The following is a 24850-nucleotide window of genomic DNA, read 5'->3' as shown; positions in this document are numbered from 1 at the left end:
CAATGATGACAACAGGGTTCAAGATTGATCGCCATCAACCGATAAAGAGACTGACAACATATAATCTGCACTGCAGAAAATGCCATCCGGGAGTCGAAATGGATTTTTTTCAGAACCTACAGCTCAAGTACAAGTTCTGGGCTGTCAACAGCGTAACCTTCATCAGCACCCTGATTCTGGTACTGGTTGCCCTGGGGGTCGAACAGGATCGAATCCATACCGAACGCAAGCGCCTGGCTGCTGAACTGGTCATCCCCGGTGGTACCGCCAGCGCTCCGGACGGGCTGCGCTGGCTGGATGCGTCCTCCGCGGGCAACCGCCTTTCCGGCAGCCCGGTGTGGATCCCCGCCGAGGCTCTGCGGGTAACGATTTCAGCCCCTCTGCTGGGCGCCTGGGCCGTGAACAAGGACGGCCAGGGCCGGTTGCTGGGCGTAGAAAAGCAGAACTACCTGGCGCTGCTCATCGAGCGGGCTCCCTTGTACGCGGTGGTGGTACTGGTGCTGATGCTCGCGGTGCTGACCGTGTCGCAGATCCTGATCTCCTTCATCACATCCAATATCCGTGCCCTGCGTGATGTCATGCTCACTGTGCAGAACACCGGGGACCTCACCCTGCGCGCCGATGCCGCCAGCCGTGATGAGGTCGGGGCCATGGCCCGGGCCTTCAACGCCATGCAGAGTGCTCAGCAGGAAGTCGTCGGCACCGTGCGCCTTGCCGCAAGCCAGCTGGAACAGGGCACCAACGAAATGGCCCGGCTGATGGCCGGCGTCAAGGACGGCATGGTTACCCAGCAGGGCGAGACTGACATGGTTGCCGCCGCCGTCAATGAAATGAGCGCAACCGTCCAGGACATTGCCGGCAACACCGCCGTGACCCGTGACCAGTCCACCCAGGCCGATGCCCTCGCCCGCCATGGCCGGGACCAGGTGCTGCGGGTGAGCCAGACCATCACCGGCCTGGCCACCAGCATAGAGCGCTGCACCCAGCACATGCAGAAGCTGGAAGGCCACAGCCAGGAGATCAGTGGCGTGGTGCGGGTGATCCGCGATATCGCCGAACAGACCAATCTGCTGGCGCTGAACGCCGCCATCGAAGCGGCCCGTGCCGGCGAATCGGGCCGCGGCTTTGCCGTGGTGGCTGACGAAGTGCGCGCCCTGGCCCAGCGGGTGCAGAGCTCCACCGACGAGATCCAGCGCATGATCGAGGCCCTGCAGACCGGCACCCATGCAGCGGTTGGCGATATGGAAGACAGCGCCCGCCTCACCCACGAATCGGTACAGCAGGTGGAAGAGGCCGGTCAGTCACTGGCCGAGATCACTTCCTCGGTCAGCCAGATCAGCGGTGGCAACAGCGAAATTGCCTCGGCCGTGGAGCAGCAGAGCATCGCCGCCGAATCCATTACCCAGAGCGTGATCCAGATCCGCGATGTCACCGAACAGACGGTGATGCAGACAGTGCAGAGTGCCGCCACCAGCGAGCAGCTGGCCACCCTCGCCCACCAGCTCAATGCCGCCGTGGGCCGGCTGAAGACCTGACCTGCAGACCTTCCTCCGCGACAGCCGCGGAGGAAGAACTCGGTGAGTTACTGCAGAGCGATGCGGTCGCGGTTACGCTCGACGGTCGCCGGCCCTATGCCCTTGACCATGGCCAGCTCCTCGACGTCGGCAAAATTGCCGTTTTCCTCGCGGTAACTGACGATGGCCTCGGCCTTGGCCAGACCGATCCCGCTCAGGGTCTCGGCGATTTCCGCAGCACTGGCCTGGTTGATGTTGACCGTAACCAGAGGCGCTTCGCTCACTTCCGCCAGAACGGGATGGGCGAGCAGGACGCTCAGACTCAGCATGATGGCGCTTATCAGTGATTTCATGAACTTTCTCCTTAGTGGAAATGGACCCGCAACAGAGGGAGAAAACCTGAACCGATGCACATCGATGACGCTGAGCTTCCCTGCGGCACAGGCAAGCTACCTGCAACCGGCGCCAGGCTGAAGCCCGAGAGCGTGGATCTGTGAAGAACGTCCCACTCGCGACGCGTCTGGTCTGTGGCCTCTATAGCGTGCCGCCGCATTTGATGCCAAAATGCCTCTACACCCGAACCCAAGGAAGCGCCGTGCCCGATGCGATCCCCCTGCTGATCTGCGACGACTCCGGCATGGCCCGCAAGCAGCTCATGCGGGCCCTGCCCAGGGGCTGGCCGTTCCGCATCACCCAGGCCGACAACGGCCAGGCCGGTCTGGAGGCGATTCGCGCAGGCCTCGGCGAGATAGTTCTGCTCGATCTGACCATGCCCGAACTGGACGGCTTCGAGGTCCTGCGCCGGATGCGCGAGGAACGGCTGCAGGCTCAGGTGATCGTCATCTCCGGCGACGTGCAGGAGGAAGCCATCCGCCGCGCCCTTGAGCTGGGTGCGCGCAGCTTCATCAGAAAGCCTGCCGATGCAGGCCAGTTGGAACAGGCGCTGCTGGCCCTGGGGGTGCACGCCCCGACAATCGACCCGAGCCTACCGGCAGCGGAGCTGGATCTGCCCAGCGTGGGCTTCAGGGATGCTTTCCGTGAGGTGGCCAATATCGCCATGGGCCGGGCAGCCGAGCTGCTGGCCCGCGTTCTTGGCGTCTTCATCAAGCTGCCCGTCCCCAACGTCAACATTCTCGAGGTAGCCGAGCTGCACATGGCCCTGGCTGACGCCCAGGGCAACCGCCAGGTCTCGGCCATCTGCCAGGGCTATATCGGTAGCGGCATTGCCGGCGAGGCCCTGCTGATATTCCACGACTCCCAGATCAGTGATGTTGCCCGGTTGCTGAAGCACCAGTCCGGCAACAGCTCGCCGCTGGAGCTGCAGCTGGACCTGGCCGCCATTGTCATCGGTGCCTGCCTCAATGGCATCTGTGAACAGCTGGATCTGCAGCTGTCATCGGGCCACCCCATGGTACTGGGGCAGCACTGCACCATCGAGGAGCTGATCCGGGTCAACCGCAATCGCTGGAAGCGCACCCTGGCGGTGGAAATCAGCTACGCGCTGGAGGACCATGACATCAAGTTCGACCTGCTGTTGCTGTTCACCGAGGCATCGGTACAGGTACTGCAACGCAAGACCGCCCTGTTGATCAACTGAGAATGCAAGCGGAGACCGGCATGTCCACCTTACTTGATGTCAGTGAATTGCACTGGTTGCTGGACATAGTCCAGAGCATCGATGTCGGTGTCGTGGTGCTGGACCGGGAGTACCGCATCCAGGTATGGAACAGTTTCATGGAAAACCATTCGGGCAGGCCGGCCAGCCAGGTCAGCCAGCGCTCGATGCTGGAGCTGTTTCCGGAGATAGATCAGGCCTGGTTCACCAGCAAGGTGGAAACCGCGCGCATGCTCGGCACCCGGGTGTTCACCATCTGGGAGCAACGCCCCTACCTGCTGAGGTTCAGCAACTATCAGCCGATCACCGGCCTGGCGGACCACATGTACCAGAACGTCACCATACTGCCCCTGCGCACGGTCAACGCGAGCACCGGGCATGTGTGTCTGATCATCTATGACGTGACCAATGTAGCGGTGAACAAGCTGCAACTGGAGGCAGCCAATGCGCAGCTGCAGCAGCTGGCTCTGCATGACGGTCTGACCGGCCTGCTCAACCGCCGGCACTGGGAAAGCTGTCTGGAGAGGGAGTTTTCCAGGCATACCCGCTACAACAACCCGGCCAGCCTGGTGATCTTCGACATCGACCACTTCAAGCAGTTGAATGACACCTACGGCCATCAGGCCGGGGACGAGGTCATCCGCCAGGTGGCGGCGCTGACGCGGGGCATGGTGCGGGAAACCGACTACGCCGGTCGCTACGGGGGTGAGGAATTCGCCATACTGCTGACCGATACCTCACTGGAGGGAGCAGCGCTCTTCGCCGAGCGCCTGCGTCAGGCCGTCGAACGGCTGGAGATTGCCTATGACAAGTACCTGCTGCGCTGTTCCATCAGCCTGGGCGTGGCCTGCATCCATGGCAGCATGACCGGCTACCCGCTGTTGATCGAGGCGGCCGACAAGGCGCTTTACCGCTCCAAGCAGGCCGGCCGCAACCGCGTGACCCTGAGCGGCGCGGCGACAGGCCACTGACGCGGGTCAGCCGCGAACGGCCTCCAGACCTCGCTGCAGGTCCGCACGCAGGTCTTCCACATCCTCCAGCCCCACTGCCAGCCGTATCAGGCCGTCGCGGATGCCTGCGGCTTCGCGGGTTTCGGCGGGAAGCCGACCGTGGGTGGTGCTGGCCGGATGGGTGATGGTGGTCTTGGCATCACCGAGGTTGGCGGTAATGGAAACCACCCGGGTTGCATCAATGAAGCGCCAGGCCGCCTCGCGTCCACCCCGCACCTCGAAGCTGACCACAGCACCGAAGGCCGACTGCTGACTGCAGGCCAGTGCATGCTGGGGATGACTCGGCAGACCGGCGTAATAGACTTTCTCCACCTCCGGCTGCTGCTCCAGCCAGCGGGCCAGTTCCAGCGCCGAGGCGCAATGGGCAGCCATGCGCAGGCGCAGGGTCTCCAGGCCCTTGAGGAACACCCAGGCGTTGAACGGGCTCAGCGAAGGCCCTGCGGTACGCAGGAAACCGACGACCTCCTGCATGTGCTCGTGCCGACCAGCGACCACACCACCCAGGCAGCGGCCCTGACCATCGATGTACTTGGTCGCCGAATGGATGACGATGTCCGCGCCCAGCGCCAGGGGCTTCTGCAGCGCCGGGGTACAGAAGCAATTGTCCACCGCCAGCAGTGCACCCTGCTCCTGCGCCACCCGGGCCAGGGCTCGGATGTCCACCAGCTCCGCCAGCGGGTTCGACGGGGACTCGACGAAGAACAGTCGGGTATTGGGCTTGCAGGCGGCTCGCCAGCGGTCGATATCCGACAGACCGACGTAGTCGACCTCGACACCGAAACGCTTGAAGTACTTGTCGAACAGGCTGACCGTGGCGCCGAACACGCTGCGCGACACCAGTATGTGATCACCTGCACTGCACAGGCTCATCACCGTGGCCAGAATGGCGGCCATGCCCGAGGCCGTGGCGACCGCCTGCTCGGCACCCTCCATGGCCGCGATGCGCTCCTCGAAGGTACGCACCGTGGGGTTCATGTAACGGGAATAGACGTTGCCCGGCTGCTCACCGGCAAAGCAGGCGGCAGCTTCGGCCGCACTGCGGAACACATAACTGGAGGTGAGGAACAGGGCTTCACCGTGCTCCCCTTCCGGCCCTCGGGTCTGCCCGGCACGCACCGCCAGGGTATCGAATCCGGCTCCATCCAGATCGCTGTTCAGCCGGCCCGGCTGCCATTGGGAATTCATTTCGGCTCTCCACCGTCGTTGTGCAGGCCCATGACCTCGTTGTCGACATTGACCATGGAGCGGGCCGCATCGTTGCGCGAGCGCTCGATCTGTCCCAGGTAGAACTCGTTGACGTCACCGGTCACGTAGTTGCCGTCAAATACCGAGCAGTCAAACTGGGTGATGGCCGGGTTGCCTTCGCGGACCGCATCGACCAGATCTCCCAGGTCCTGATAGATCAGCCAGTCGGCGCCGATCAGCTCCGCCACCTCGTCCACAGTGCGGTTGTGAGCGATCAGTTCGTGGGCCGAAGGCATGTCGATGCCGTACACGTTGGGATAACGCACTTCCGGTGCCGCAGAGCAGAAGTAGACGTTCTTCGCCCCTGCTTCGCGGGCCATCTGGATGATCTGACGGCAGGTGGTGCCCCGTACGATGGAGTCGTCCACCAGCAGTACGTTCTTGCCGCGGAACTCCAGCTCGATGGCGTTGAGCTTCTGGCGCACGGACTTCTTGCGCGCCGCCTGCCCCGGCATGATGAAGGTACGGCCGATATAACGGTTCTTGACGAAGCCCTCACGGAACTTGACACCCAGCCGGTTGGCCAGCTCCACCGCCGAGGTGCGGCTGGTATCCGGGATCGGGATGACCACGTCGATGCCATGGTCCGGCCGTTCGCGCAGGATCTTTTCCGCCAGCTTCTCGCCCATGCGCAGACGGGCCTTGTATACCAGGATGCCATCAATGATGGAGTCCGGGCGGGCCAGGTAGACGTGCTCGAAGATGCAGGGGGCATACTTAGGGTTGTCGGCGCACTGGCGGGTGAAGATGCGGCCATCCTCGGTGATGTAAACCGCCTCACCCGGTGCCAGGTCGCGGATCACCTCGAAGCCCAGGGCATCCAGTGCCACACTCTCGGAGGCAACCATGTATTCGGTGCCCTCGTCGGTCTCGCGCTTGCCATAGACGATGGGGCGGATGCCGTTGGGGTCGCGGAAGCCGACCAGGCCGTAGCCGGTGATCATGGCCAGCGCGGCGTAACCGCCCCGGCAGCGCTCATGCACCCCTCGCACGGCCTTGAAGATGTCCTCTTCGGTGGGGCGCAGCTTGCGCTCACGGGCCAGCTCATGGGCAAACACGTTGAGCAGCACTTCGGAATCAGAGTTGGTATTGACGTGCCGCAGGTCCGCCTCGTACAGCTCCTTGGACAGCTGCTCGACATTGGTCAGGTTGCCGTTGTGCGCCAGGGTGATGCCGTAGGGGGAGTTCACGTAGAACGGCTGGGCCTCGGCCGAGGTCGAGGAGCCGGCGGTGGGATAACGTACATGGCCCAGCCCCATGGTGCCGACCAGGCGCTGCATGTGCCGCTGGTGGAACACATCGCGAACCAGACCGTTTTCCTTGCGCAGGAACAGCCTGTCCCGGTCGCAGGTCACTATGCCGGCGGCGTCCTGGCCGCGATGCTGCAGGACGGTCAGAGCATCGTAGAGCGCCTGGTTGACGTTCGACTTGCCCACTATGCCAACAATGCCACACATGGCTGAATACCTTCTTTCGTTGAAAAATTGGACACACCGGAAGCGATTCAACGCTCCGACATCAGCGACCGAAGAGCCCCAGAATGAAATTCTTTGACCAATCTGCCACCAGCAGAAAATGAGGAATGAGTGTTGACTCGCGCCACCAGGCATCACCCTCGACAGGCGCCAGGCTCAGCAGCCCTACCGCCACCACCACCAGCAGCGCACCGCGGGCGGCACCGAACACCATGCCGAGAAAGCGGTCCGTGCCGGTGAGGCCGGTTACCAGTACCAGCTGGCCGATCAGGTAATTGATCAGCCCGCCCAGAATAAGGGTCAGGACAAACAGGATGGCGCAGGCAGTGATCACCCGGATGGATGGGGTAGCGATATAGTCCACCAGCAGGTCGGCCAGAGCTCCGCCGAACAACCAGGCCACCAACCCGGCAACAACCCAGGTCAGCAGGGAGAGCGCTTCCTTGACGAAGCCACGGGCCAGGCTGATCAAGGCGGAAATCGCAATTATGGCAACAATGGCCCAGTCAACGCCGACGAGTGTCACGGTCAGGCACCAAGAAACGAAAAACGCATTCTACCAGAGCGACCCTGCACATCGGAACAGGCAATCCACCACCTGGCATTCGCCTCGACCCCCGGCTCAGGGAGCCCGGGTCGACTCATCGTGCGCCACCACCAGTCCCTTGCTGCTGTGTCGGCGCTCGAGCTCATCACGCACCCGCACTGCGGCTTCCCGGGAATTGAGCGGACCGACATAGACACGGACGATTTCCTTGCCCGCCGATTGCCCCACCCGGGTGTAGGCGTTGTAGCCCTGCCCAGCCAGGGTCTGGCGGAAGCTTTCGGCATTGGCGGCGCTGGAAAAACTGCCCTGCTGCACGACCCAGCCACCGATGGCAGGGGCGGAAGAGGCTGTCGGTGCCGTCACTTCGGCTGCCGGAGGGGCTGTGGGAGGCTCGGCCACGGGAGCGGGCTCCGCCGGCGGCGCGACCGGCGCCGGCGCTTCGACCACGGGAGGCGAAACCGGCTCGGCTTGGACGGGCGGCGCTGGGATCTCCGGCACCGGCGCAGGTTCGGGCAGTGTCGGGGGCAGCGCACTCAGCATGTCGCTGTCGTCCATGACCGGCGCCGCAGGCACCTCGACCTCCACCTGAACGGTCTCATCCTGCTCGGACAGCAGCATGGGTAGAAAGATGACTGCCGCGATAACCAGTACCACAGCGCCGATGATGCGCTGCTTGAGCCCCTGTTCCATCAATTGCCTCCGCCGGGTTGTCTGTCCAACCAGAGTATGGCTTCGGCCACGCAGAAAAACGACCCGAAAATGATGATTTTCGTATCAACGGGTGTGTGGTCCAGCTGCCAGGCTATCGCCTCGCCGATATCGGCAAAGGTCATGGCCCGCTCCCCTGCCCGTTCCAGCTCGGCCGCCAGCTCCGCGGCAGGACGGCTGCGCGGGGTCGGCAACGGAGCCACTGCCCAGCTCGAAAAGCGTCCGCGCAGCGGCAGCAGGATACCGGCCAGGTCCTTGTCCGAGAGCAGACCGAAGACCGCGGCCTGACCTGACGCCAGATCCTGTGCCAGGTGCCCGGCCAGGAACTCCGCCGCCTGGGGGTTGTGCCCCACATCCAGCAGCAGCTGCCGGGACTGGCCGCGCCAGTCGATGCGACGGGCATCCAGCCGACCGGCCACCGAGGTTTCGGCAATGGCCCGGGCAATCCCGGCATCGGGCATGTCCAGCCCCGCGGCCCAGAATGCCTGAACCGCCGTCGCCAGGTTGTCCCGCGGCAGACTGACCGGCGGCAGGCCCACCCGCCCCGGGGCACCGCCGCGCTGGCCGGTCAGCTCCCAGCTGCCATCCTGCTGCTGCCAGCTGTAATCACGGCCGCGCTGCCACATCTGCACCTGCAGACGCGCGACCTCGGCGGCAAAGCGCGGCGGCAGATCGGTCTCGGAACACACCAGCAAACCGGAGGGGCGCATGATCCCGGCCTTCTCGTAACCGACCGAGTCACGGGTATCACCCAGATAATCCGCATGGTCCAGGCCTATGCTGGTCACTACCGCCACATCGGCGTCGACTATGTTGACCGCATCCAGGCGGCCACCCAGTCCGACCTCCAGAACGACCGCGTCCAGCCCCGCACGCTGGAACAGCCAGAAGGCCGCCAGTGTGCCGAATTCGAAGTAGGTCAGGGAGATATCGCCCCGGGCCTGGTCGATGGCCTCGAACGCCTCACACAGCGCCTCATCGGCAACCGGTCGGCCATCGATGCAAACCCGTTCGTTGTAGCGCACCAGGTGGGGCGAGCTGTAGCAGCCGCTGCGGCGACCCGACATGCGCAGCAGGCTGTCCAGCGCCGCGCAGGTCGAACCCTTGCCATTGGTGCCGGTGACGGTGAATACCAGCGGGGCCGGCTTGCCGATACCGAGACGGGCAGCCACGTCGGCTACCCGTCCCAGGCCCATGTCTATCTCGACAGGGTGCAGACCCTCGAGCCGCCTGAGCCAGGCGGCCAGATCCATGGCGTCACTCACCGAGTGATGCCACCGCGCTCGCCTCAGCCGGACCGGATACCGGCGACGGCTGATTGGTCAGCATGGCCAGGATGCCGGCCAGACGATCGCGCATCTCGTTGCGCGGGATGATCATGTCCAGCGCACCATGCTCGAGCAGGAACTCGCTGCGCTGGAAGCCAGCCGGCAGCTTCTCGCGTACCGTCTGCTCGATCACCCGAGGCCCGGCGAAGCCGATCAGCGCGTTGGGCTCGGCCACGTTGAGGTCACCGAGCATGGCCAGACTCGCGGAAACACCACCGTAGACAGGGTCGGTCATCACGGAGATGAAGGGGATGCCCTCCTCCTTGAGACGGGCCAGCACCGCACTGGTCTTGGCCATCTGCATCAGGGAGAACAGGGCCTCCTGCATGCGGGCGCCGCCCGAGGCCGGGAAGCAGACATAGGGAATGCGCTCGCGCAGGGCCACTTCGGCACCACGCACGAAGCGCGCACCCACAACGCTGCCCATGGAGCCGCCCATGAAGTTGAACTCGAAGGCACTGGCGACCAGCGGCATGCCCTTGAGGTATCCCTGCATGACCACCAGGGCGTCCTTCTCACCGATTTCCTTCTGGGCCGCGGTCAGGCGGTCCTTGTACTTCTTGGTGTCACGGAACTTGAGCTTGTCCACCGGCTCCAGTTCAGCAGCAATCTCGCTGCGGCCATCGGCATCCAGGAAGATGTCCAGGCGACGGCGTGCATTGATGCGCAGGTGATGACTGCACTTGGGGCAGACATCCAGATTCTTTTCCAGCTCGGGTCGATACAGCACCGCGTCACAGGAGGGGCACTTGCGCCACAGTCCTTCCGGCACGCTGCTTTTCTGTGCCTCGGAACGCACGATGGAGGGAATCAGCTTGTCCACCAGCCAGTTGCTCATTGCCAATCCTTATCTGTTGTCTGGGTTGATCACATTGCCCGATCGCTCAGCGATCCATGGCTGCCCGCATATCGCGAATGATCGCCGCGATACCGGCGCGGGCCTGCTCCGGGTCGCCCAGGTTGGCGGCGATCTGACTGACCAGCACCGAACCCACCACTACCCCGTCAGCCACACTGGCGATCGCGGCGGCGGAGGCGCCGTCACGAATACCAAAACCGACACCGATCGGCAGATCGGTGATGGTGCGCAGCTGCTTGAGCTTTTCTGCTACCTCGGTGACGTTCAGAGCAGCCGATCCGGTCACACCCTTGAGTGAAACATAGTAGACATAACCGCTGGCGTTCTCGCAGATCCGCCGCGCACGCTCCAGCGTGGTAGTCGGGGCCAGCAGGAAAATACTGTCCAGACCATGACTGCGGAACAGCGGCGCGACCTCCTCGGCCTCCTCCGGAGGCAGGTCGACCAGCAGTACGCCGTCGACACCGGCAGCAGCGGCCTGCTCGGCAAAGGCCTCGTAACCCATGTGCTCGACCGGGTTGAGATAGCCCATCAGTGCCACGGGGGTGGTCTGATTGGTCTTGCGGAACTCACGCACCATGTCCAGCACATCGCGCAGACCGACGTTGTGGGCAAGTGCCCGCTCCATCGCCAGCTGGATGACCGGGCCATCCGCCATGGGGTCGGAGAACGGCACGCCCAGCTCGATCACGTCGACGCCGGCTTCCACCAGCTCGTGCATCAGCGGCAGCATCATCTGCGGGTTCGGGTCACCGGCGGTGATGTAGGGAATGAGTGCCTTGCGGCCTTCGGCGCGCAGCCGGTCGAAACACTGCTTGATTCGGCTCATGTCAGATCCTTAAATGCTGATGCCATCAATAGCGGCGACAGTATGGATGTCCTTGTCGCCACGGCCGGACAGGTTGACCACGATGATCTGGTCCGGACGCATGGTGGCGGCCAGTTTCATTGCATAAGCCACGGCATGGCTGGACTCCAGCGCAGGCATGATGCCTTCGACGCGGGTCAGCTCGCGGAATGCTGCCAGGGCCTCCTCATCCGTTGCCCCCATGTACTGGACCCGTCCGATGTCCTTGAGCCAGCTGTGCTCGGGCCCCACACCGGGATAGTCGAGACCGGCGGAGACCGAGTGGGTCTCGATGATCTGGCCGTTCTCGTCGGCCATCAGGTAGGTACGGTTACCGTGCAGCACGCCCGGCTTGCCACGGTTCAGCGGCGCGGCATGGCGCTCGGTATCCAGCCCGTCACCGGCCGCTTCCACGCCGTACATGGCGACCCCTTCGTCCTGCAGGAAGGGGTGGAACAGACCGATGGCATTGGACCCACCACCAACGCAGGCGACCAGTGCGTCGGGCAGTCGGCCGGCCTGCTTCAGGCACTGTTCCCGCGCCTCGCGACCTATCACGCACTGGAAGTCACGGACCATCTGCGGATAGGGATGCGGGCCGGCCACGGTGCCGATGATGTAGAAGGTGTCATCGATGTTGGTAACCCAGTCGCGCATGGCTTCGTTCATCGCGTCCTTGAGCGTCTGGGAGCCGGAGGTGACCGGAATGACCTCGGCACCGAGCAGCTTCATGCGATACACGTTCAGCGCCTGACGCTTGACGTCCTCGGCGCCCATGTAGACCTGGCACTTGAGGCCGAGGCGCGCCGCTACGGTTGCGGTGGCCACGCCGTGCTGACCGGCACCGGTCTCGGCGATCACCCGCGGCTTGCCCATGTGCTTGGCCAGCAGGGCCTGACCAATGGTGTTGTTCACCTTGTGCGCGCCGGTGTGGTTCAGGTCCTCGCGCTTGAGCCAGATCTGTGCGCCACCGATCTTGCTGGTCAGCCGCTCGGCAAAGTACAGCGGTGAGGGCCGGCCGACGTAGTGCGCCAGATCCCGGTCGAACTCGGCCTGGAACTCGGGGGCGTCCTTGAGCTTCCTGTAGAGCTGATCGAGCTCATCCAGTGCATCCATCAGCGTCTCGGATACGAAGCGGCCACCGTAGGGACCAAAGTGACCGCGCTGATCAGGCACGCTTGCGAAATCGATCGATTTTGAATCAGACACGCTTCACCTCTTGAATAAAAGCGTTGATTTTCGAGACATCCTTGATGCCCTTGGCGGCTTCCACGCCACCGCTGACGTCCACTGCCCAGGGCTGGGTCAAATCCACCGCCTCGCGCACATTGCCGGCACTCAGGCCGCCGGCCAGCACAAGGTTCCAGTTGCGCTGCGCCGGGATCAGCCCCCAGTCGAAGGTCTCGCCGGTGCCGCCGGGCACACCCGGTTTGTAACTGTCCAGCAGAATGCCGCTGGCCCCCGGCCAGTTGCCCGCCAGGCTGTCCAGGTCGACGCCGGGACGCACTCGTACTGCCTTGAGATAAGGCCTCGCAAAGCGCCGGCAGAAGTCGTCAGGCTCATCACCATGGAACTGCAGCATGTCCAGCGGCACCCGCTCGAGCACCTGACGGATTCGCGCCTCCTCGGCATCGACGAACAGACCGACACTGGTCACGAAGGGCGGCAGCGCCCGGACAATGAGGCTCGCCCGCTGGATATCGACAGCCCGCGGGCTGGCTTCGTGGAACACCAGACCAATGGCATCGGCGCCTGCCCTCGCCGCAGCAAGGGCATCTTCAACACGGGTGATGCCACAGATTTTGATACGCACCATGAATTCAGCCGGGTACTCTGTATAACGGAAGCCAAGGATAGTAGCAGATCAATCCGCGACCCGTCAGTCCAGCTCGTTGAGCGCGGAAAGGAAGTGCGGCCCTATATAGCGGCTGGGCAGCTCGAAATGTTCGGGGTAGGTCACATCCACCAGGTACAGACCGTAGGCCGGCGCAGTGAGACCACCGGTATGCCGGTTGCGTGCCGCCAGTATCTCCGCGGCCCATTCCACCGGCCGCTCGCCACAGCCGATCTGCATCAGTACGCCGGCGATGTTGCGCACCATGTGGTGCAAAAAGGCGTTGGCGCGGATATCCAGCACGATGAAGCGGCCGAAGCGGATCAGTTTCAGATGGTGCACCGTCTTGACCGGTGACTTGGCCTGACAGGCGGTAGCCCGGTAGGAGGTGAAATCGTGCTCGCCGATCAGCACCTGAGCCGCTTCCTGCATGCGCTCCACATCCAGCGGGCGGTAATTCCAGGTCACCTCCCGCCCGAGCTGCGCCGGGCGTACCGGATCGTTGTAGATCACATAGCGATAGCGGCGGGCCATCGCCGAAAAGCGGGCATGGAAGTCCAGACCCACCGGTTTGGCCCAGACCAGGCTGATATCGTGCGGCAGGTTGGCGTTGGCGCCGTGGAACCAGTTCTCCGGCGTTCGCCGCGCGCTGGTATCGAAGTGAATGATCTGGCAGGCCGCATGCACACCGGCATCGGTTCGCCCGGCGCAGAACAGTTGCACCGGGTGGTTGGCAACCCTGGAAAGGGCTTTCTCGACCTCCTCCTGAACGCTCTTCACACCGGGCTGCTGGCGTTGCCAGCCGCGATAGGCCGTCCCGCTGTATTCAACACAGGCGGCAACCCTTGAAACAACAGCGGCCGCCCCTTGGGCGGCCGCTTCATCAGTCGTACTACTCATGTATCAGCCAAGTTGCTCCATCATTTCCCGAGCGTCCTGCCGTTGCTGTTCGTTTCCTTCCTCGACCACTTCCGCAAGGATATCACGGGCCCCCTCCTCGTCGCCCATGTCGATGTAGGCGCGGGCCAGATCCAGCTTGGTGGCACACTCGTCGGTGTCGGAGAGGAAGGCGAAGTCCTCGTCGAGCTCCCCGTCGATCAGGTCATCGCCCAGACCTTCGTCGAGCAGGGCCGGGGTCTCGAACAGAGGCTGTTCCTGGTCCTGCGGTGCGCCTGCGCCAACCTGCTCTTCACCCTGCATGGCCGATTGCAACTGGGCCTCGAAGCTGGCCAGATCCTCGTCACTCAGGCTGAACTCATCCTCAGCGGGCGTTTCCGGTTGCTCCACAGCAGTCGAGTCCGGCTCGGCATCGCTGAGGGCATCGAACTCGGCCAGCAGGTTGTCCACCTGAAGCTCGTCATCCAGGGTCAGATCGAAATCATCCGCCGCCGGCTCGGCCAGGGGAGATTCCACTTCCGGCTCCTGGAACACCAGCGGCTCTTCTGCCACCGGCTCGACCGAGGCCTCCGCACCTTCTGCCGGGACCTCATCCAGATCGAAATCCAGATCGAAGCCCGGCTCGGACTCGTTGCTGTCAGCCAGCGATGCGGCGGATTCCTCTTCCAGCCCGAAGTCGGCGAAATCGAAATCCATGGCTTCAGTGGCGGCCTGATCGGACTCGGCCAGCTCCTCCTCCAGGCTGCTTTCCACCTCGAACGCTTCCAGACCGTCCTCGGCATGCTCTGCCGGCAGCTCTGCATCACGCTGATCGCCGTCCTCCAGCCCGCCGCCCAGGAGCTCGTCCCGGGAATCGTCGATCTCGGCCAGCGCCGCATCCAGCTCGGCATCCGGAGAAATGTCAGCGGTTTCGTCCTGAACCGGCTCCTGCTGCGCTTCGGCCAGGGCCACATTGAACTCATCACCTTCGGCGCTCTCGGCTGCAGCTGCTGCGCCAGCAGCTGCACCGGAAGCCAGGCCAGACCGTGCATAATCCTCGGCCAGCTCCGCCTCACGACGTGCGTTGCGGCGGGCAACGGACATCAGAATCAGCAGCAATATCAGCAGCGCCACCGCGCCAGTGCTCAGGACCAGGGTCTGGTTCTGCATGAAGCGCTGCAGCAGAGCCTGGGGACTGGAGTCGGTCTGGGCAGCGGGGGGCGCAGCACCGGTTACCGGCGCGCTGGGTTCAGGGGTCGCCGCAGCGCCACCCTGGGGATCGTTACCGGCCTGGGTATCCACCGCGCCAGGGACAACCAGAGCCACCTGTTCGTCGTCGGCGGCGTCCGCCGACTCGCCCGCATCGCCATCGTCCGCCTCGGCAGGCTCGGCCTCGGCCAGAGCGGCCGACGCTTCGCCAGCAGCGTCAGGGCCCTCGGCCACGGTGGCAGCGGACGGCTCTACGCCTTCCGCCTCGGTAATCTCGGTGTCGGGAGCGACATCACCGGGCTCCTGCCCTGCCGCATCCTCCGCAGACAGCTCGGCGACCTGCTCAGCCTCGGGCACCGGCAGGATGTCCGGCAGCTGCCCGTCGGCAGCCAGCTCCTGCTGAAGGGCAGCGAGCTGTGCGTCCTTCAGCGTCAGCAGCCGCTGCAGGGTTTCCACCTGGCTTTCCAGATCGCTCAGACGACTGGCCAGTTCATTGCGGGCCTGTTCGGAGGTATCCAGCTGCTCACGGGTCTGATCCAGCGCGTCGCGCAGATCACCGCTGCCGCCGGAGGAAGAAGTGTCTTTCGCGCTGTCACCCGCCGCGACCAGTCGCAGCGAATCCTCACCACGGGACTGGGCGGGGGCAGCACCGGCAACGCTGCGCTCACGTGCGTCGAGCTGGCGCTGGGCGGGCTCGGCAGCCGGCCGCTGGCGATTGCGCCAGGCGGCATTCTGGTTGCCGACCTCGGCAATGGCTTCAGCGTTGCTGCGGGCAGCGGCCTGCTCGGCGGTAGGCAGCGTCAGCGTCTGGCCGGCCCTGAGCGCGTTGATGTTGTTGTCGATAAAGGCATTCGGGTTCAGGTCCTGAATGGCCAGCATGGTCTGGTGCACGCTGGCGCCCTGGGGACGGGTCTCCATGGCAATGGCCCAGAGGGTGTCATCCCGGGTGGTGCGCCGCTGACCGTCACGGGCAGCAGATCCAGCCTGGGACGGAGCAGCCGCTGCGCGGGGCGCAGCGGCAGGCGCCGGCTGGCGTACCACCGGGGCGGCCGACGACCGGGGCGCCGGCGCGCTGGCGGCAGCTGGCGGCGTCACAGGGGCACTGAAGGTGACCGGCGTCGGGTCGTACATGGGCGGATCAAGCAGCAGGGTGAACTCGCGCAATACGCGCCCCGAGGGCCAGCGGACTTCCATCAGGAAGTTGAGATAGGGCTCCATGACCGGGCGACTGGAGGTCACCCGGATATAGGATCTGCCGTTGGGCTGCACGACCGGAGTAAAGGTCAGGTCGGTAAGAAAGAAGGCGCGATCAATACCGGCTTTGCCGAAGTCATCCGGAGAAGCCAGCACCGAGCGGATCTCGGCACTGCTCAGATCCCGAACCTGCAACAACTCGATTTCGGCGTCCAGTGGCTGATTCAGCGCCGACCGCAGATTGATTTCCCCAACCCCCAGCGCCTGCACCATATTGGAAGACATCAGAGCGCTAGCTGCGGCGACAGCCAAAACCAGTTTGCGAACCATAGCGAAGATCCTTTGCTTTTATCGTTTACACGCGTCCATGAACCCATCACCGCAGCAGCGGCCGCATAACCGTACCAGCTGCCGGCAACCCGAGCCACCTCAATTCAAAACCGGTGAGTGTCAGGGTCTTGTCTGAAGCGATACAAATCAGCAGCAAGTATCGATTACAAATAGTCTTTTATCAATAACTGTGCAACAGCAAGACCGTTAAGTGCGACACCTTTCCGAAGATTATCAGAGACAACCCACATGCCGATACCGGCAGGATCCAGGTCGTCCTGACGTACCCGACCGACCCACACGTGATCACTGCCGGTGGCGTCGGATACCGGCGTGGGATAGCCGCCCGCGGCGGGCTTGTCCAGCAGCTTGATACCCGGTGCGCGGCGCAGCAGGGTCAGGGCCCGGGCCTTTGCCAGGGGCTGATCCGTGCGGCACTGCATGACCTGGGCGGTGCCGAAGAAGGTCGGCACCAGAACGCAGGTGACCGACACCGGCAACTGGGGCATACCCAGGATTCGCCTCACATCCTCTGCCAGATGCTGTTCCAGCTGACTGTTGCCCGCCTCGTCCAGCTCGCCGACCCGGGGAATGAGGTTGAAGGCCGCCTGCTTGTCGAAGGCACCCTTCTCCGCCGGCTGCCCATTGAGCAGCCGCCCGGTCTGCAGCGCCAGTGCTTCCACTTCATCATTGCCCAGGGTGGACATCGACTGGTAGGTGGCGATGGTCAGCGACTGCAGCCCGGCCTCGGCGACCAGTGGTTGCAGGGCGATCAGGGTCTGCACCACCTGGGCGTCGGGACAGGACACGATCCGGCGCGACCCCATGTCCGCCAGGGCCTGCGGGTTGACCTCGGCAACCACCAGGGGCACATCCCGCCGGTGCCGGAAGGCACCGCAGGCATCCACCACGACGCAGCCCGCAGCTACCACCCGGTCGGCCCAGTCCGACGCCAGCCAGGCATCGGCGAACAGCACCACCGCCACCTGGGAGAAGTCGAAGCGCTCCAGCACTTCCACTCGCTGACTGTGGCCCTTGACCATGTGCCGGCCGCCAGCCTGCTCCTCGGTATCCACCAGGTGAATCTGCTCGAAATCGAACTCGTGCTCGTCCAGCAGGTTGAGCAGAGCTTCACCTGCCAGACCGGTAAGGCCTACCAGGGCGATATTGCGGGTGTTGGGCATAGGGGAGTTTCTCGAATCCATATAAAGCCTGAAAAGCAAAGGGCATCCCCGTCAGCCGGGAATGCCCTCCTCATTCGGATTGTACTGCCGGCCGGCCTCAGCCTTCGAGCAGGATCCGCAGCATGCGACGCAGCGGTTCGGCCGCACCCCACAGCAGCTGGTCGCCCACGGTGAAGGCGGACAGGTACTGGGAGCCCATGTTGAGCTTGCGCAGACGACCCACCGGCACCTTCAGGGTACCGGTCACCGCAGTCGGGGTCAGCTCGCGGACTGTGGCCTCTTTCTCGTTCGGCACCACCTTGGACCAGGGGTTGTGGGCATCGAGCATGGCTTCGATGTCCGCCAGCGGCACATCCTTGTTCAACTTGATGGTCAGCGCCTGACTGTGGCACCGCATGGCGCCGATGCGCACACAGATGCCGTCCACCGGGATCGGGCGACCGCTGCGACCGATGATCTTGTTGGTTTCGGCCTGGGCCTTCCACTCTTCACGACTCTGACCGTTGGGCAGCTGCTTGTCGATCCAGGGGATCAGGCTGCCGGCCAGCGGCACGCCGAAGTTGTCCACCGGGAAGGAGGCGTCGCGCATGGTGGCGGCGACCTGGCGATCGATGTCGAGGATGGCACTGGCCGGGTCGGCCAGCTGGTCGGCGACACTGGCGTGCAGACCACCCATCTGGCTGATCAGCTCACGCATGTTCTGGGCACCGGCACCACTGGCGGCCTGATAGGTCATGGCGGTCATCCACTCGACCAGACCGTTCTCGAACAGGCCACCGAGGCCCATCAGCATCAGACTGACGGTACAGTTGCCGCCGACGTAGGTCTTGATGCCGTCACGCAGGGCCTGATCGATGCTGCGCCGGTTGACCGGGTCCAGCACGATGACGGACTCGTCTTCCATGCGCAGGGCCGAGGCCGCGTCGATCCAGTAACCCTTCCAGCCGTCCGCGCGCAGCTTGGGATAGACCTCGTTGGTGTAATCACCACCCTGGCAGGTAATGATGATGTCCATTGGCTTGAGAGCATCGAGATCGTAGGCATCTTTCAGTGCCGGGATATCCTTGCCGATATCCGGACCGGCACCACCCACGTTGGACGTGGTGAAGAACACCGGGTCGATGGAAGCGAAATCATTTTCCTCGCGCATCCGCTGCATGAGCACAGAGCCCACCATACCGCGCCAGCCAATCAAACCAACTTGTTTCATAACAGCAAGACCCCCATGGGGTGAAGATTCTCGACAACAGCACCCGGCAGATGCCGGGTGCATATGGGAAACACAACAGGTTACAGGGTTTTCAGCGCAGCTACCACGGCGTCACCCATTTCCGCGGTACCAACCTGGCGGCAGCCCGGTGCCATGATATCACCAGTACGCAGCCCCTGATCCAGCACCTGACTGACGGCCCGTTCGATGGCGTCGGCCACGGCGGCTTCGCCGAAGCTGTAACGCAGCATCATGGATACCGACAGAATGGTTGCCAGAGGGTTGGCAATACCCTGTCCGGCGATATCAGGAGCGCTGCCGTGGCAGGGCTCGTACATGCCCTTGTTCTGCTCGTTGAGAGACGCCGAGGGCAGCATGCCGATGGAGCCGGTGAGCATCGAGGCCTGGTCGGAGAGGATATCGCCGAACATGTTATCGGTGACTATCACATCGAACTGCTTGGGTGCGCGCACCAGCTGCATCGCGGCGTTGTCCACATACATGTGCGACAGCTCGACATCCGGGTAGTCCCGGGCCACCTCTTCCACCACCTCACGCCACAACTGGCTGGAGGCGAGCACGTTGGCCTTGTCCACCGAGCACAGCTTGCGGTTGCGCAGGCGAGCCATGTCGAAGCCGACGGTAGCGATGCGACGGATCTCGCTCTCGCTGTAGGGCAGCGTGTCGTATGCCTGACGCTCGCCGTTGTCCAGCACACGGCGCTCACGGGGCTGACCGAAATAGATGCCGCCGGTCAGCTCGCGCACGATCAGGATGTCCAGACCGGCAACCACCTCGGGCTTGAGGGTGGAGGCTTCGGCCAGCTGCGGGTACAACAGCGCCGGACGCAGGTTGGCGAACAGCCCCAGCTGGGAGCGGATCTTCAGCAGGCCGCGCTCCGGGCGCAGGGCGGGGTCTATGGTGTCCCACTTGGGCCCGCCCACCGCGCCGAGCAGAACCGCGTCGGCCTGGCGGGCACGTTCGAGTGTTTCATCGGCCAGCGGCGTGCCGTAGCGATCGTAGGCGGCGCCGCCCAGATCGTCATAGCTCAGCTCCAGCGACAACTCGTACTTCTCGCCGACCAGCTGAAGCACCTTGACCGCTTCGGCAACGATTTCCGGGCCGATACCGTCACCCGGGAGAACCAGAATCTTCTTGCTCATGTATCCATATTCCTCAAACGGGCCGGTGCCCCCGGCCCCTGATCTCACTTGATGGCGCCAAACAGCCAGGGCTGGGCCTGACGGTGCCGCTCCTCGAAGGCGCGGATCGCATCGGCGTCCTGCAGGGTCAGACCGATGTCATCCAGGCCATTGAGCAGGCAATGCTTGCGGAACTCGTCGATCTCGAAGCTGTACTGCACGCCATCGGGGCGGGTGACGGTCTGCTGCTGCAAGTCCACGGTCAGCTGATAACCTTCCTGAGCGTCGACCTGGGCAAAGAGCTCGTCGATCTCTTCTTCTTTCAAAACAATGGGTAACAGACCATTCTTGAAGCTGTTATTGAAGAAGATATCAGCAAAGCTCGGCGCCAGTACCGCGCGGAAGCCGTATTCATCCAGCGCCCAGGGCGCATGCTCGCGACTGGAGCCGCAGCCGAAGTTCTCCCGGGCCAGCAGCACGCTGGCACCCTGGTAGCGGGGCTGGTTGAGCACGAAGTCGGGGTTCAGCGGACGCAGGCTGTTGTCCTGCCCCGGATAGCCCTCATCCAGATAGCGCCACTCATCGAACAGGTTGGCACCAAAACCGGTGCGCTTGATCGACTTCAGAAACTGCTTGGGAATGATCTGGTCGGTATCGACGTTGGCCCGATCCAGCGGCGCTACCAGGCCGGTATGTGTGGTAAAGGCCTTCATGCGGTCGCCTCCTCTCTGAGCATCTCGCGAACATCAACAAAATGGCCGGCAATCGCCGCAGCGGCAGCCATGGCCGGGCTGACCAGATGGGTACGCCCACCATTGCCCTGACGACCCTCGAAGTTGCGGTTGGAGGTCGAGGCGCAGTGCTCGCCCGGCTGCAGACGATCGGGGTTCATGGCCAGACACATGGAGCAACCCGGATCGCGCCACTCGAAGCCGGCTGCCTTGAAGATCAGATCCAGACCTTCACGCTCGGCCTGCTCCTTGACCAGACCGGAACCCGGCACCACCATTGCCTGCTTGACGCTGGCGGCGACCTTGCGACCCTTGGCTACCACGGCTGCGGCACGCAGATCCTCGATGCGCGAGTTGGTGCAGGAGCCGATGAATACCCGGTCGACCGCAATCGAGGTGATCGGCTGGTTGGGCTGCAGGCCCATGTACTGCAGGGCTCGCTGATAACCACTGCGCTTGACCGGATCGGCCTGCTGTTCGGGGTCCGGAACACTGGCATCCACCGGCACCACCATCTCCGGTGACGTGCCCCAGGACACCTGTGGCTTGATCTGCGCCGCGTCCAGCTCGACCACGGTGTCGAAGTGGGCGTCGGGATCGGATACCAGACCCTGCCAGGCCTCGACGGCCCGGTCCCAGTCCTCGCCCTTGGGCGCGTAGGGACGGTCCTTGACGTAGGCGATGGTTTTCTCGTCGCAGGCCACCAGACCTACCCGGGCACCGGCTTCGATCGCCATGTTGCATACGGTCATGCGACCTTCGATGGACAGGCTGCGGATCGCCGAGCCGGCGAACTCGATGGCATGGCCGTTGCCGCCGGCGGTACCTATCTTGCCGATCACCGCCAGCACGATGTCCTTGGCGGTCACGCCGAAGCCGAGCTCGCCTTCGACCCTGACCAGCATGTTCTTCATCTTCTTGGCCACCAGACACTGGGTGGCCAGCACGTGCTCGACCTCGGAGGTGCCGATACCATGGGCCAGCGCGGCGAACGCGCCGTGGGTGGCAGTATGGGAGTCGCCGCAGACGATGGTCATGCCCGGCAGGGTCGCACCCTGCTCCGGCCCGACCACGTGCACGATGCCCTGACGCCGGTCGGTCATCTTGAATTCGAGGATGCCGAAGTCATCGCAGTTCTGGTCCAGGGTTACCACCTGCAGCTTGGAGACCTCATCCTCGATCCCGGCAACGCCCGCGGCGCGGTTGTCGGTAGGCACGTTGTGGTCGGGAGTTGCCAGGTTGGCATCGATGCGCCAGGGCTTGCGACCGGCCAGACGCAGCCCTTCGAAGGCCTGCGGCGAGGTCACCTCATGCAGCAGGTGGCGGTCGATGTACAACAGGGCGGAACCGTCATCCCGTTGCTTGACCAGGTGGTTGTCCCACAACTTGTCGTAGAGCGTCTTGGCGGACATGGGTGTCTCCTGAAAGGCTCATGGCTGATAAATCACCCCACGGATGGTACGGGCAGGTATAGAATAAAACAAATTCATTATATTCATACCTTGGATAACCATCAGGAATGACGCTATGGACACCGCCAACCTGGATGCCTTTTTAGCCGTGGCCGACACCGGGTCCTTCTCCCGTGCTGCCGAGCGCCTGCACCTGACCCAGCCGGCCATCAGCAAGCGCATCGCCACGCTGGAACAGCAGCTGGACGCCCGCTTGTTCGATCGCATCGGCAAGCGGGTGGACCTGACCGAAGCGGGCCGAGCCCTGCGACCGCGTGCGGAGCTGATCATCAATACGCTCAAGGACACGGCGCGGGCACTGGGCAACCTGTCGGCGACGGTACAGGGGCGGCTGCAGCTGGGCACCAGTCACCACATCGGGCTGCACCGACTGCCCCCGGTGTTGCGCCGTTTCACCAAGGCCTACCCGGGCGTGTCACTGGACATCCAGTTCCTCGACTCGGAGGTGGCCTATGAAAAGGTGCTGCAGGGCGAGATCGAACTGGCGGTGATTACCCTGGCACCCCAGATAGCCCCGCCGGTGGTGGCGACCCGCATCTGGCGCGACCCTCTGGAGTTTGTTGTCGCTCCGGATCATCCGCTGGGACAGACCCGAGAGCTGGAGCTGCGCCAGCTGGCGCAGTATCCGGCCGTGTTTCCCGGCTCCAATACCTTCACCCATCAGGTGGTGGGCAGACTGTTCGAACAGCACAACCTGCAGCCGCGCATCGGCATGAGCACCAACTATATGGAGACCATCAAGATGCTGGTATCCATCGGTCTGGCCTGGAGCGTGCTGCCACGCAGCATGCTGGACTCCCAGGTTCGCGTACTGCAGCTGCCCGGCGTGCAGCTGGAGCGCCAGCTGGGTTGCATCCATCACAGCGGCCGCACCCTGTCCAATGCCGGACAGGCCCTGATGTCGCTGCTGCAGGAATCGGCGATGCAGTCGGGGTGAACTTGATGCAATGACCATGGTCATAGAGGCATCAGGTGGGAATCCCCCTGCTGAATTGCCAATCGATGTCAGGAAATCAGTATGAACAAGTCAATGTTGTCAGGCATAGTCATTGGCGCGGTCGTGGCCACCGCAGGCGGCGCCATCGCCGGATACAACGCGCTGTCGGACCGAGCCCCCACCCACGCCGAAGTGCTCAACGTGGTCGAGCTCACGGAGAATGAGCGCATTCCCCGCCAGGTCTGCCAGGATGTCACCGTTACCCGGCAGCGCCCGGTACAGGACCAGCACCAGGTGCTTGGCAGTGTCGCCGGTGCCGTGATCGGTGGTGTCCTGGGTAACCAGGTCGGCGGCGGCTCCGGCAAGAAGATCGCCACGGTGGCAGGTGCTGCAGCAGGCGGTTATGCGGGCAACAAGACCCAGGAGCGCATGCAGCAGAACAACACCTACACCACCACCGAACAGCGCTGCGAAACCGTATACGACAGCAAGGAAAATGTGGTCGGCTATCAGGTCGAATATCGCATTGGCGAGCGTACCGGCTCGGTACGCATGGATCGCCACCCCGGGGACCGCATCCCGCTGCAGGACGGTGAGCTGGTGCTCTGATGCCTCCTGCGCCACCCGGTTCTGCCGGGTGGTGCAACCTCCCTGCTCGCCCCTGTCAGTCACCCGCCTCGAAATCCGGCTGCGACTCCCGACACAGTTCCAGCCAGCGACGCATGCCCGCGCTGATGAACTTGTTGCGGTGACGCACGAAGTACAATCCCCGCTTGAAATCACGGTGCGGCACCGGGAGGGGCACCAGGGTCCCCCGGCGAAAGGCATCGCCCAGGGTGATGGCTGACAGGCACCCCACCCCGAGCCCGGCCTCGACTGCACGCTTGATGGCCTCGGTGTGCTGCAGCTCGAGCTTGATATTGAGCTGCGGCAGGATGCCGTGCAGTGCCCATTCGAAGTTCTGCCGCGTTCCCGACCCCGGCTCGCGAACTATCCATTCGGCCTGCAGCAGGTCCTCGTCGGTCAGCCAGGGCTTGCCGGCCAGTTCATGGTCGGGAGCGCAGAACACTACCAGCTCGTCCTCCTTCCAGTAGAGCATCTTCAGATCCGGGTGCAGGTTCTCCCCCTCGATCATCCCCAGATCCAGTTCGAAGTTGGCCAGCTTGCGCACTATGGTGGAGGTATTGGCGACTTCCAGTTCGACCCGGGCGCCGGGTTGCTCGAGCATGTAGCGGGTCATGATGCCCACCGCAATGTAGTTGCCGATGCTCATGGTCGCCCCGACCCGCAGGTGCCCGATCTCCTCGCCCCCCGCCAGAGCCGCCTCGAGCCCCTGGGCCTGCTCCAACAGCGCCTGAGCCCTGGGTCGGATGCTGCGGCCCAGCTCGTTGAGCTGCAGTCTCTTCCCGATACGATCGAACAGCTGAACGTTGAACTGCCCCTCCAGATCGCGCAGCGCGCTGCTGGCTGCGGACTGGGACATCGCCAGGCTCTCTGCCGCGCGGGTGAGGTTCTCGTGGTAAGCCGTTGCGAGAAAGACTTCCAGCTGGCGGAGCGTGTATTTCATTATCGGTTTTCCCGGA

The 24850-nt window shown here is 63.7% G+C and carries 23 protein-coding genes; 5 read left to right on the top strand and 18 right to left on the bottom strand.

The features are described 5' to 3' along the window. Positions 1-98 precede the first annotated feature (98 nt). A complete protein-coding gene (locus tag VF673_RS01990; RefSeq protein WP_440290680.1) occupies positions 99-1535 on the top strand; it encodes a methyl-accepting chemotaxis protein in 1437 nt (478 codons plus the stop codon). A gap of 47 nt (positions 1536-1582) precedes the next feature. Here VF673_RS01990 and VF673_RS01985 read toward each other — a convergent pair whose 3' ends face one another. After that, on the bottom strand, positions 1583-1867 hold the full coding sequence (locus tag VF673_RS01985; protein ID WP_090538545.1) for a ComEA family DNA-binding protein: 285 nt from the start codon (positions 1865-1867) through the stop codon (positions 1583-1585). Between the two features lie 242 nt (positions 1868-2109). Here VF673_RS01985 and VF673_RS01980 point away from each other — a divergent pair, with 242 nt between their 5' ends. Next, on the top strand, positions 2110-3111 hold the full coding sequence (locus VF673_RS01980) for a response regulator (RefSeq protein ID WP_440290679.1): 1002 nt from the start codon (positions 2110-2112) through the stop codon (positions 3109-3111). 20 nt (positions 3112-3131) lie between these two features. Beyond that, entirely contained in the window at positions 3132-4100 is a 969-nt protein-coding gene (locus VF673_RS01975; protein ID WP_440290678.1) for a diguanylate cyclase, read from the top strand. Positions 4101-4106: 6 nt separating this feature from the next. Here the strand turns inward: VF673_RS01975 and VF673_RS01970 are convergent, their stop codons facing one another. The 16 genes from VF673_RS01970 to leuC form a co-directional block, all read right to left on the bottom strand. Then, entirely contained in the window at positions 4107-5324 is a 1218-nt protein-coding gene (locus VF673_RS01970; protein WP_440290677.1) for an O-succinylhomoserine sulfhydrylase, read from the bottom strand. After that, positions 5321-6841, bottom strand: coding sequence for an amidophosphoribosyltransferase (gene purF, locus VF673_RS01965; protein WP_440290676.1), 1521 nt, complete (start codon positions 6839-6841; stop codon positions 5321-5323). Before purF ends, VF673_RS01970 begins: the two co-directional genes overlap by 4 nt. A 61-nt stretch (positions 6842-6902) precedes the next feature. Further along, on the bottom strand, positions 6903-7385 hold the full coding sequence (locus VF673_RS01960; RefSeq protein ID WP_090538541.1) for a CvpA family protein: 483 nt from the start codon (positions 7383-7385) through the stop codon (positions 6903-6905). A gap of 96 nt (positions 7386-7481) precedes the next feature. Continuing rightward, positions 7482-8096: an SPOR domain-containing protein gene (locus VF673_RS01955; RefSeq protein WP_440290675.1), complete on the bottom strand. Its 615-nt coding sequence runs from the start codon at positions 8094-8096 to the stop codon at positions 7482-7484. Next, positions 8096-9367: a bifunctional tetrahydrofolate synthase/dihydrofolate synthase gene (gene folC, locus VF673_RS01950; RefSeq protein ID WP_273126609.1), complete on the bottom strand. Its 1272-nt coding sequence runs from the start codon at positions 9365-9367 to the stop codon at positions 8096-8098. Before folC ends, VF673_RS01955 begins: the two co-directional genes overlap by 1 nt. 4 nt (positions 9368-9371) lie before the next feature. Further along, complete coding sequence (accD, locus tag VF673_RS01945; RefSeq protein WP_440290674.1) at positions 9372-10280, bottom strand: acetyl-CoA carboxylase, carboxyltransferase subunit beta; 909 nt, start codon at positions 10278-10280, stop codon at positions 9372-9374. Positions 10281-10326: 46 nt separating this feature from the next. Further along, a complete protein-coding gene (gene trpA, locus VF673_RS01940) occupies positions 10327-11130 on the bottom strand; it encodes a tryptophan synthase subunit alpha (RefSeq protein WP_273126596.1) in 804 nt (267 codons plus the stop codon). Between the two features lie 9 nt (positions 11131-11139). Next, entirely contained in the window at positions 11140-12357 is a 1218-nt protein-coding gene (gene trpB, locus VF673_RS01935) for a tryptophan synthase subunit beta (RefSeq protein WP_440290673.1), read from the bottom strand. Then, the gene (locus tag VF673_RS01930) at positions 12350-12964 is read right to left on the bottom strand and encodes a phosphoribosylanthranilate isomerase (RefSeq protein ID WP_273126591.1); all 615 of its coding nucleotides are present in this window, start codon (positions 12962-12964) and stop codon (positions 12350-12352) included. The genes trpB and VF673_RS01930 overlap by 8 nt, the downstream gene beginning before the upstream one ends. Positions 12965-13027: 63 nt before the next feature. Next, positions 13028-13882, bottom strand: a complete 855-nt coding sequence (gene truA / locus VF673_RS01925; RefSeq protein WP_273126589.1) for a tRNA pseudouridine(38-40) synthase TruA — start codon at positions 13880-13882, stop codon at positions 13028-13030. 3 nt (positions 13883-13885) lie between these two features. Then, positions 13886-16546, bottom strand: a complete 2661-nt coding sequence (locus VF673_RS01920; protein WP_440290672.1) for a FimV/HubP family polar landmark protein — start codon at positions 16544-16546, stop codon at positions 13886-13888. Between the two features lie 209 nt (positions 16547-16755). After that, a complete protein-coding gene (locus VF673_RS01915) occupies positions 16756-17775 on the bottom strand; it encodes an aspartate-semialdehyde dehydrogenase (RefSeq protein WP_440290671.1) in 1020 nt (339 codons plus the stop codon). A gap of 97 nt (positions 17776-17872) precedes the next feature. After that, a complete protein-coding gene (asd, locus tag VF673_RS01910; RefSeq protein WP_090538531.1) occupies positions 17873-18985 on the bottom strand; it encodes an aspartate-semialdehyde dehydrogenase in 1113 nt (370 codons plus the stop codon). 80 nt (positions 18986-19065) lie between these two features. Further along, positions 19066-20148: a 3-isopropylmalate dehydrogenase gene (gene leuB, locus VF673_RS01905; RefSeq protein ID WP_273127149.1), complete on the bottom strand. Its 1083-nt coding sequence runs from the start codon at positions 20146-20148 to the stop codon at positions 19066-19068. Positions 20149-20192: 44 nt separating this feature from the next. Then, positions 20193-20840, bottom strand: a complete 648-nt coding sequence (gene leuD / locus VF673_RS01900; RefSeq protein WP_090538529.1) for a 3-isopropylmalate dehydratase small subunit — start codon at positions 20838-20840, stop codon at positions 20193-20195. Further along, on the bottom strand, positions 20837-22270 hold the full coding sequence (leuC, locus tag VF673_RS01895; protein ID WP_440290670.1) for a 3-isopropylmalate dehydratase large subunit: 1434 nt from the start codon (positions 22268-22270) through the stop codon (positions 20837-20839). Before leuC ends, leuD begins: the two co-directional genes overlap by 4 nt. A 115-nt stretch (positions 22271-22385) precedes the next feature. On the opposite strand from leuC, the gene VF673_RS01890 reads away from it, so the two are divergent. Further along, positions 22386-23267 (top strand): LysR family transcriptional regulator, encoded by an 882-nt coding sequence (locus VF673_RS01890; RefSeq protein ID WP_090538527.1) that lies wholly within the window; start codon positions 22386-22388, stop codon positions 23265-23267. A gap of 81 nt (positions 23268-23348) precedes the next feature. Continuing rightward, the gene (locus VF673_RS01885) at positions 23349-23876 is read left to right on the top strand and encodes a glycine zipper 2TM domain-containing protein (RefSeq protein WP_090538526.1); all 528 of its coding nucleotides are present in this window, start codon (positions 23349-23351) and stop codon (positions 23874-23876) included. 55 nt (positions 23877-23931) lie between these two features. Here the strand turns inward: VF673_RS01885 and VF673_RS01880 are convergent, their stop codons facing one another. Next, the gene (locus tag VF673_RS01880; protein ID WP_440290669.1) at positions 23932-24834 is read right to left on the bottom strand and encodes a LysR family transcriptional regulator; all 903 of its coding nucleotides are present in this window, start codon (positions 24832-24834) and stop codon (positions 23932-23934) included. Positions 24835-24850: the final 16 nt, after the last annotated feature.

The organism is Halopseudomonas sp. Lyrl_26 (assembly GCF_051948695.1).
Lineage (GTDB): Bacteria > Pseudomonadota > Gammaproteobacteria > Pseudomonadales > Pseudomonadaceae > Halopseudomonas > Halopseudomonas formosensis.
The sequence above is the reverse complement of the archived record's forward strand: the minus strand, read 5'-3'. Positions and strand labels throughout refer to the sequence as shown.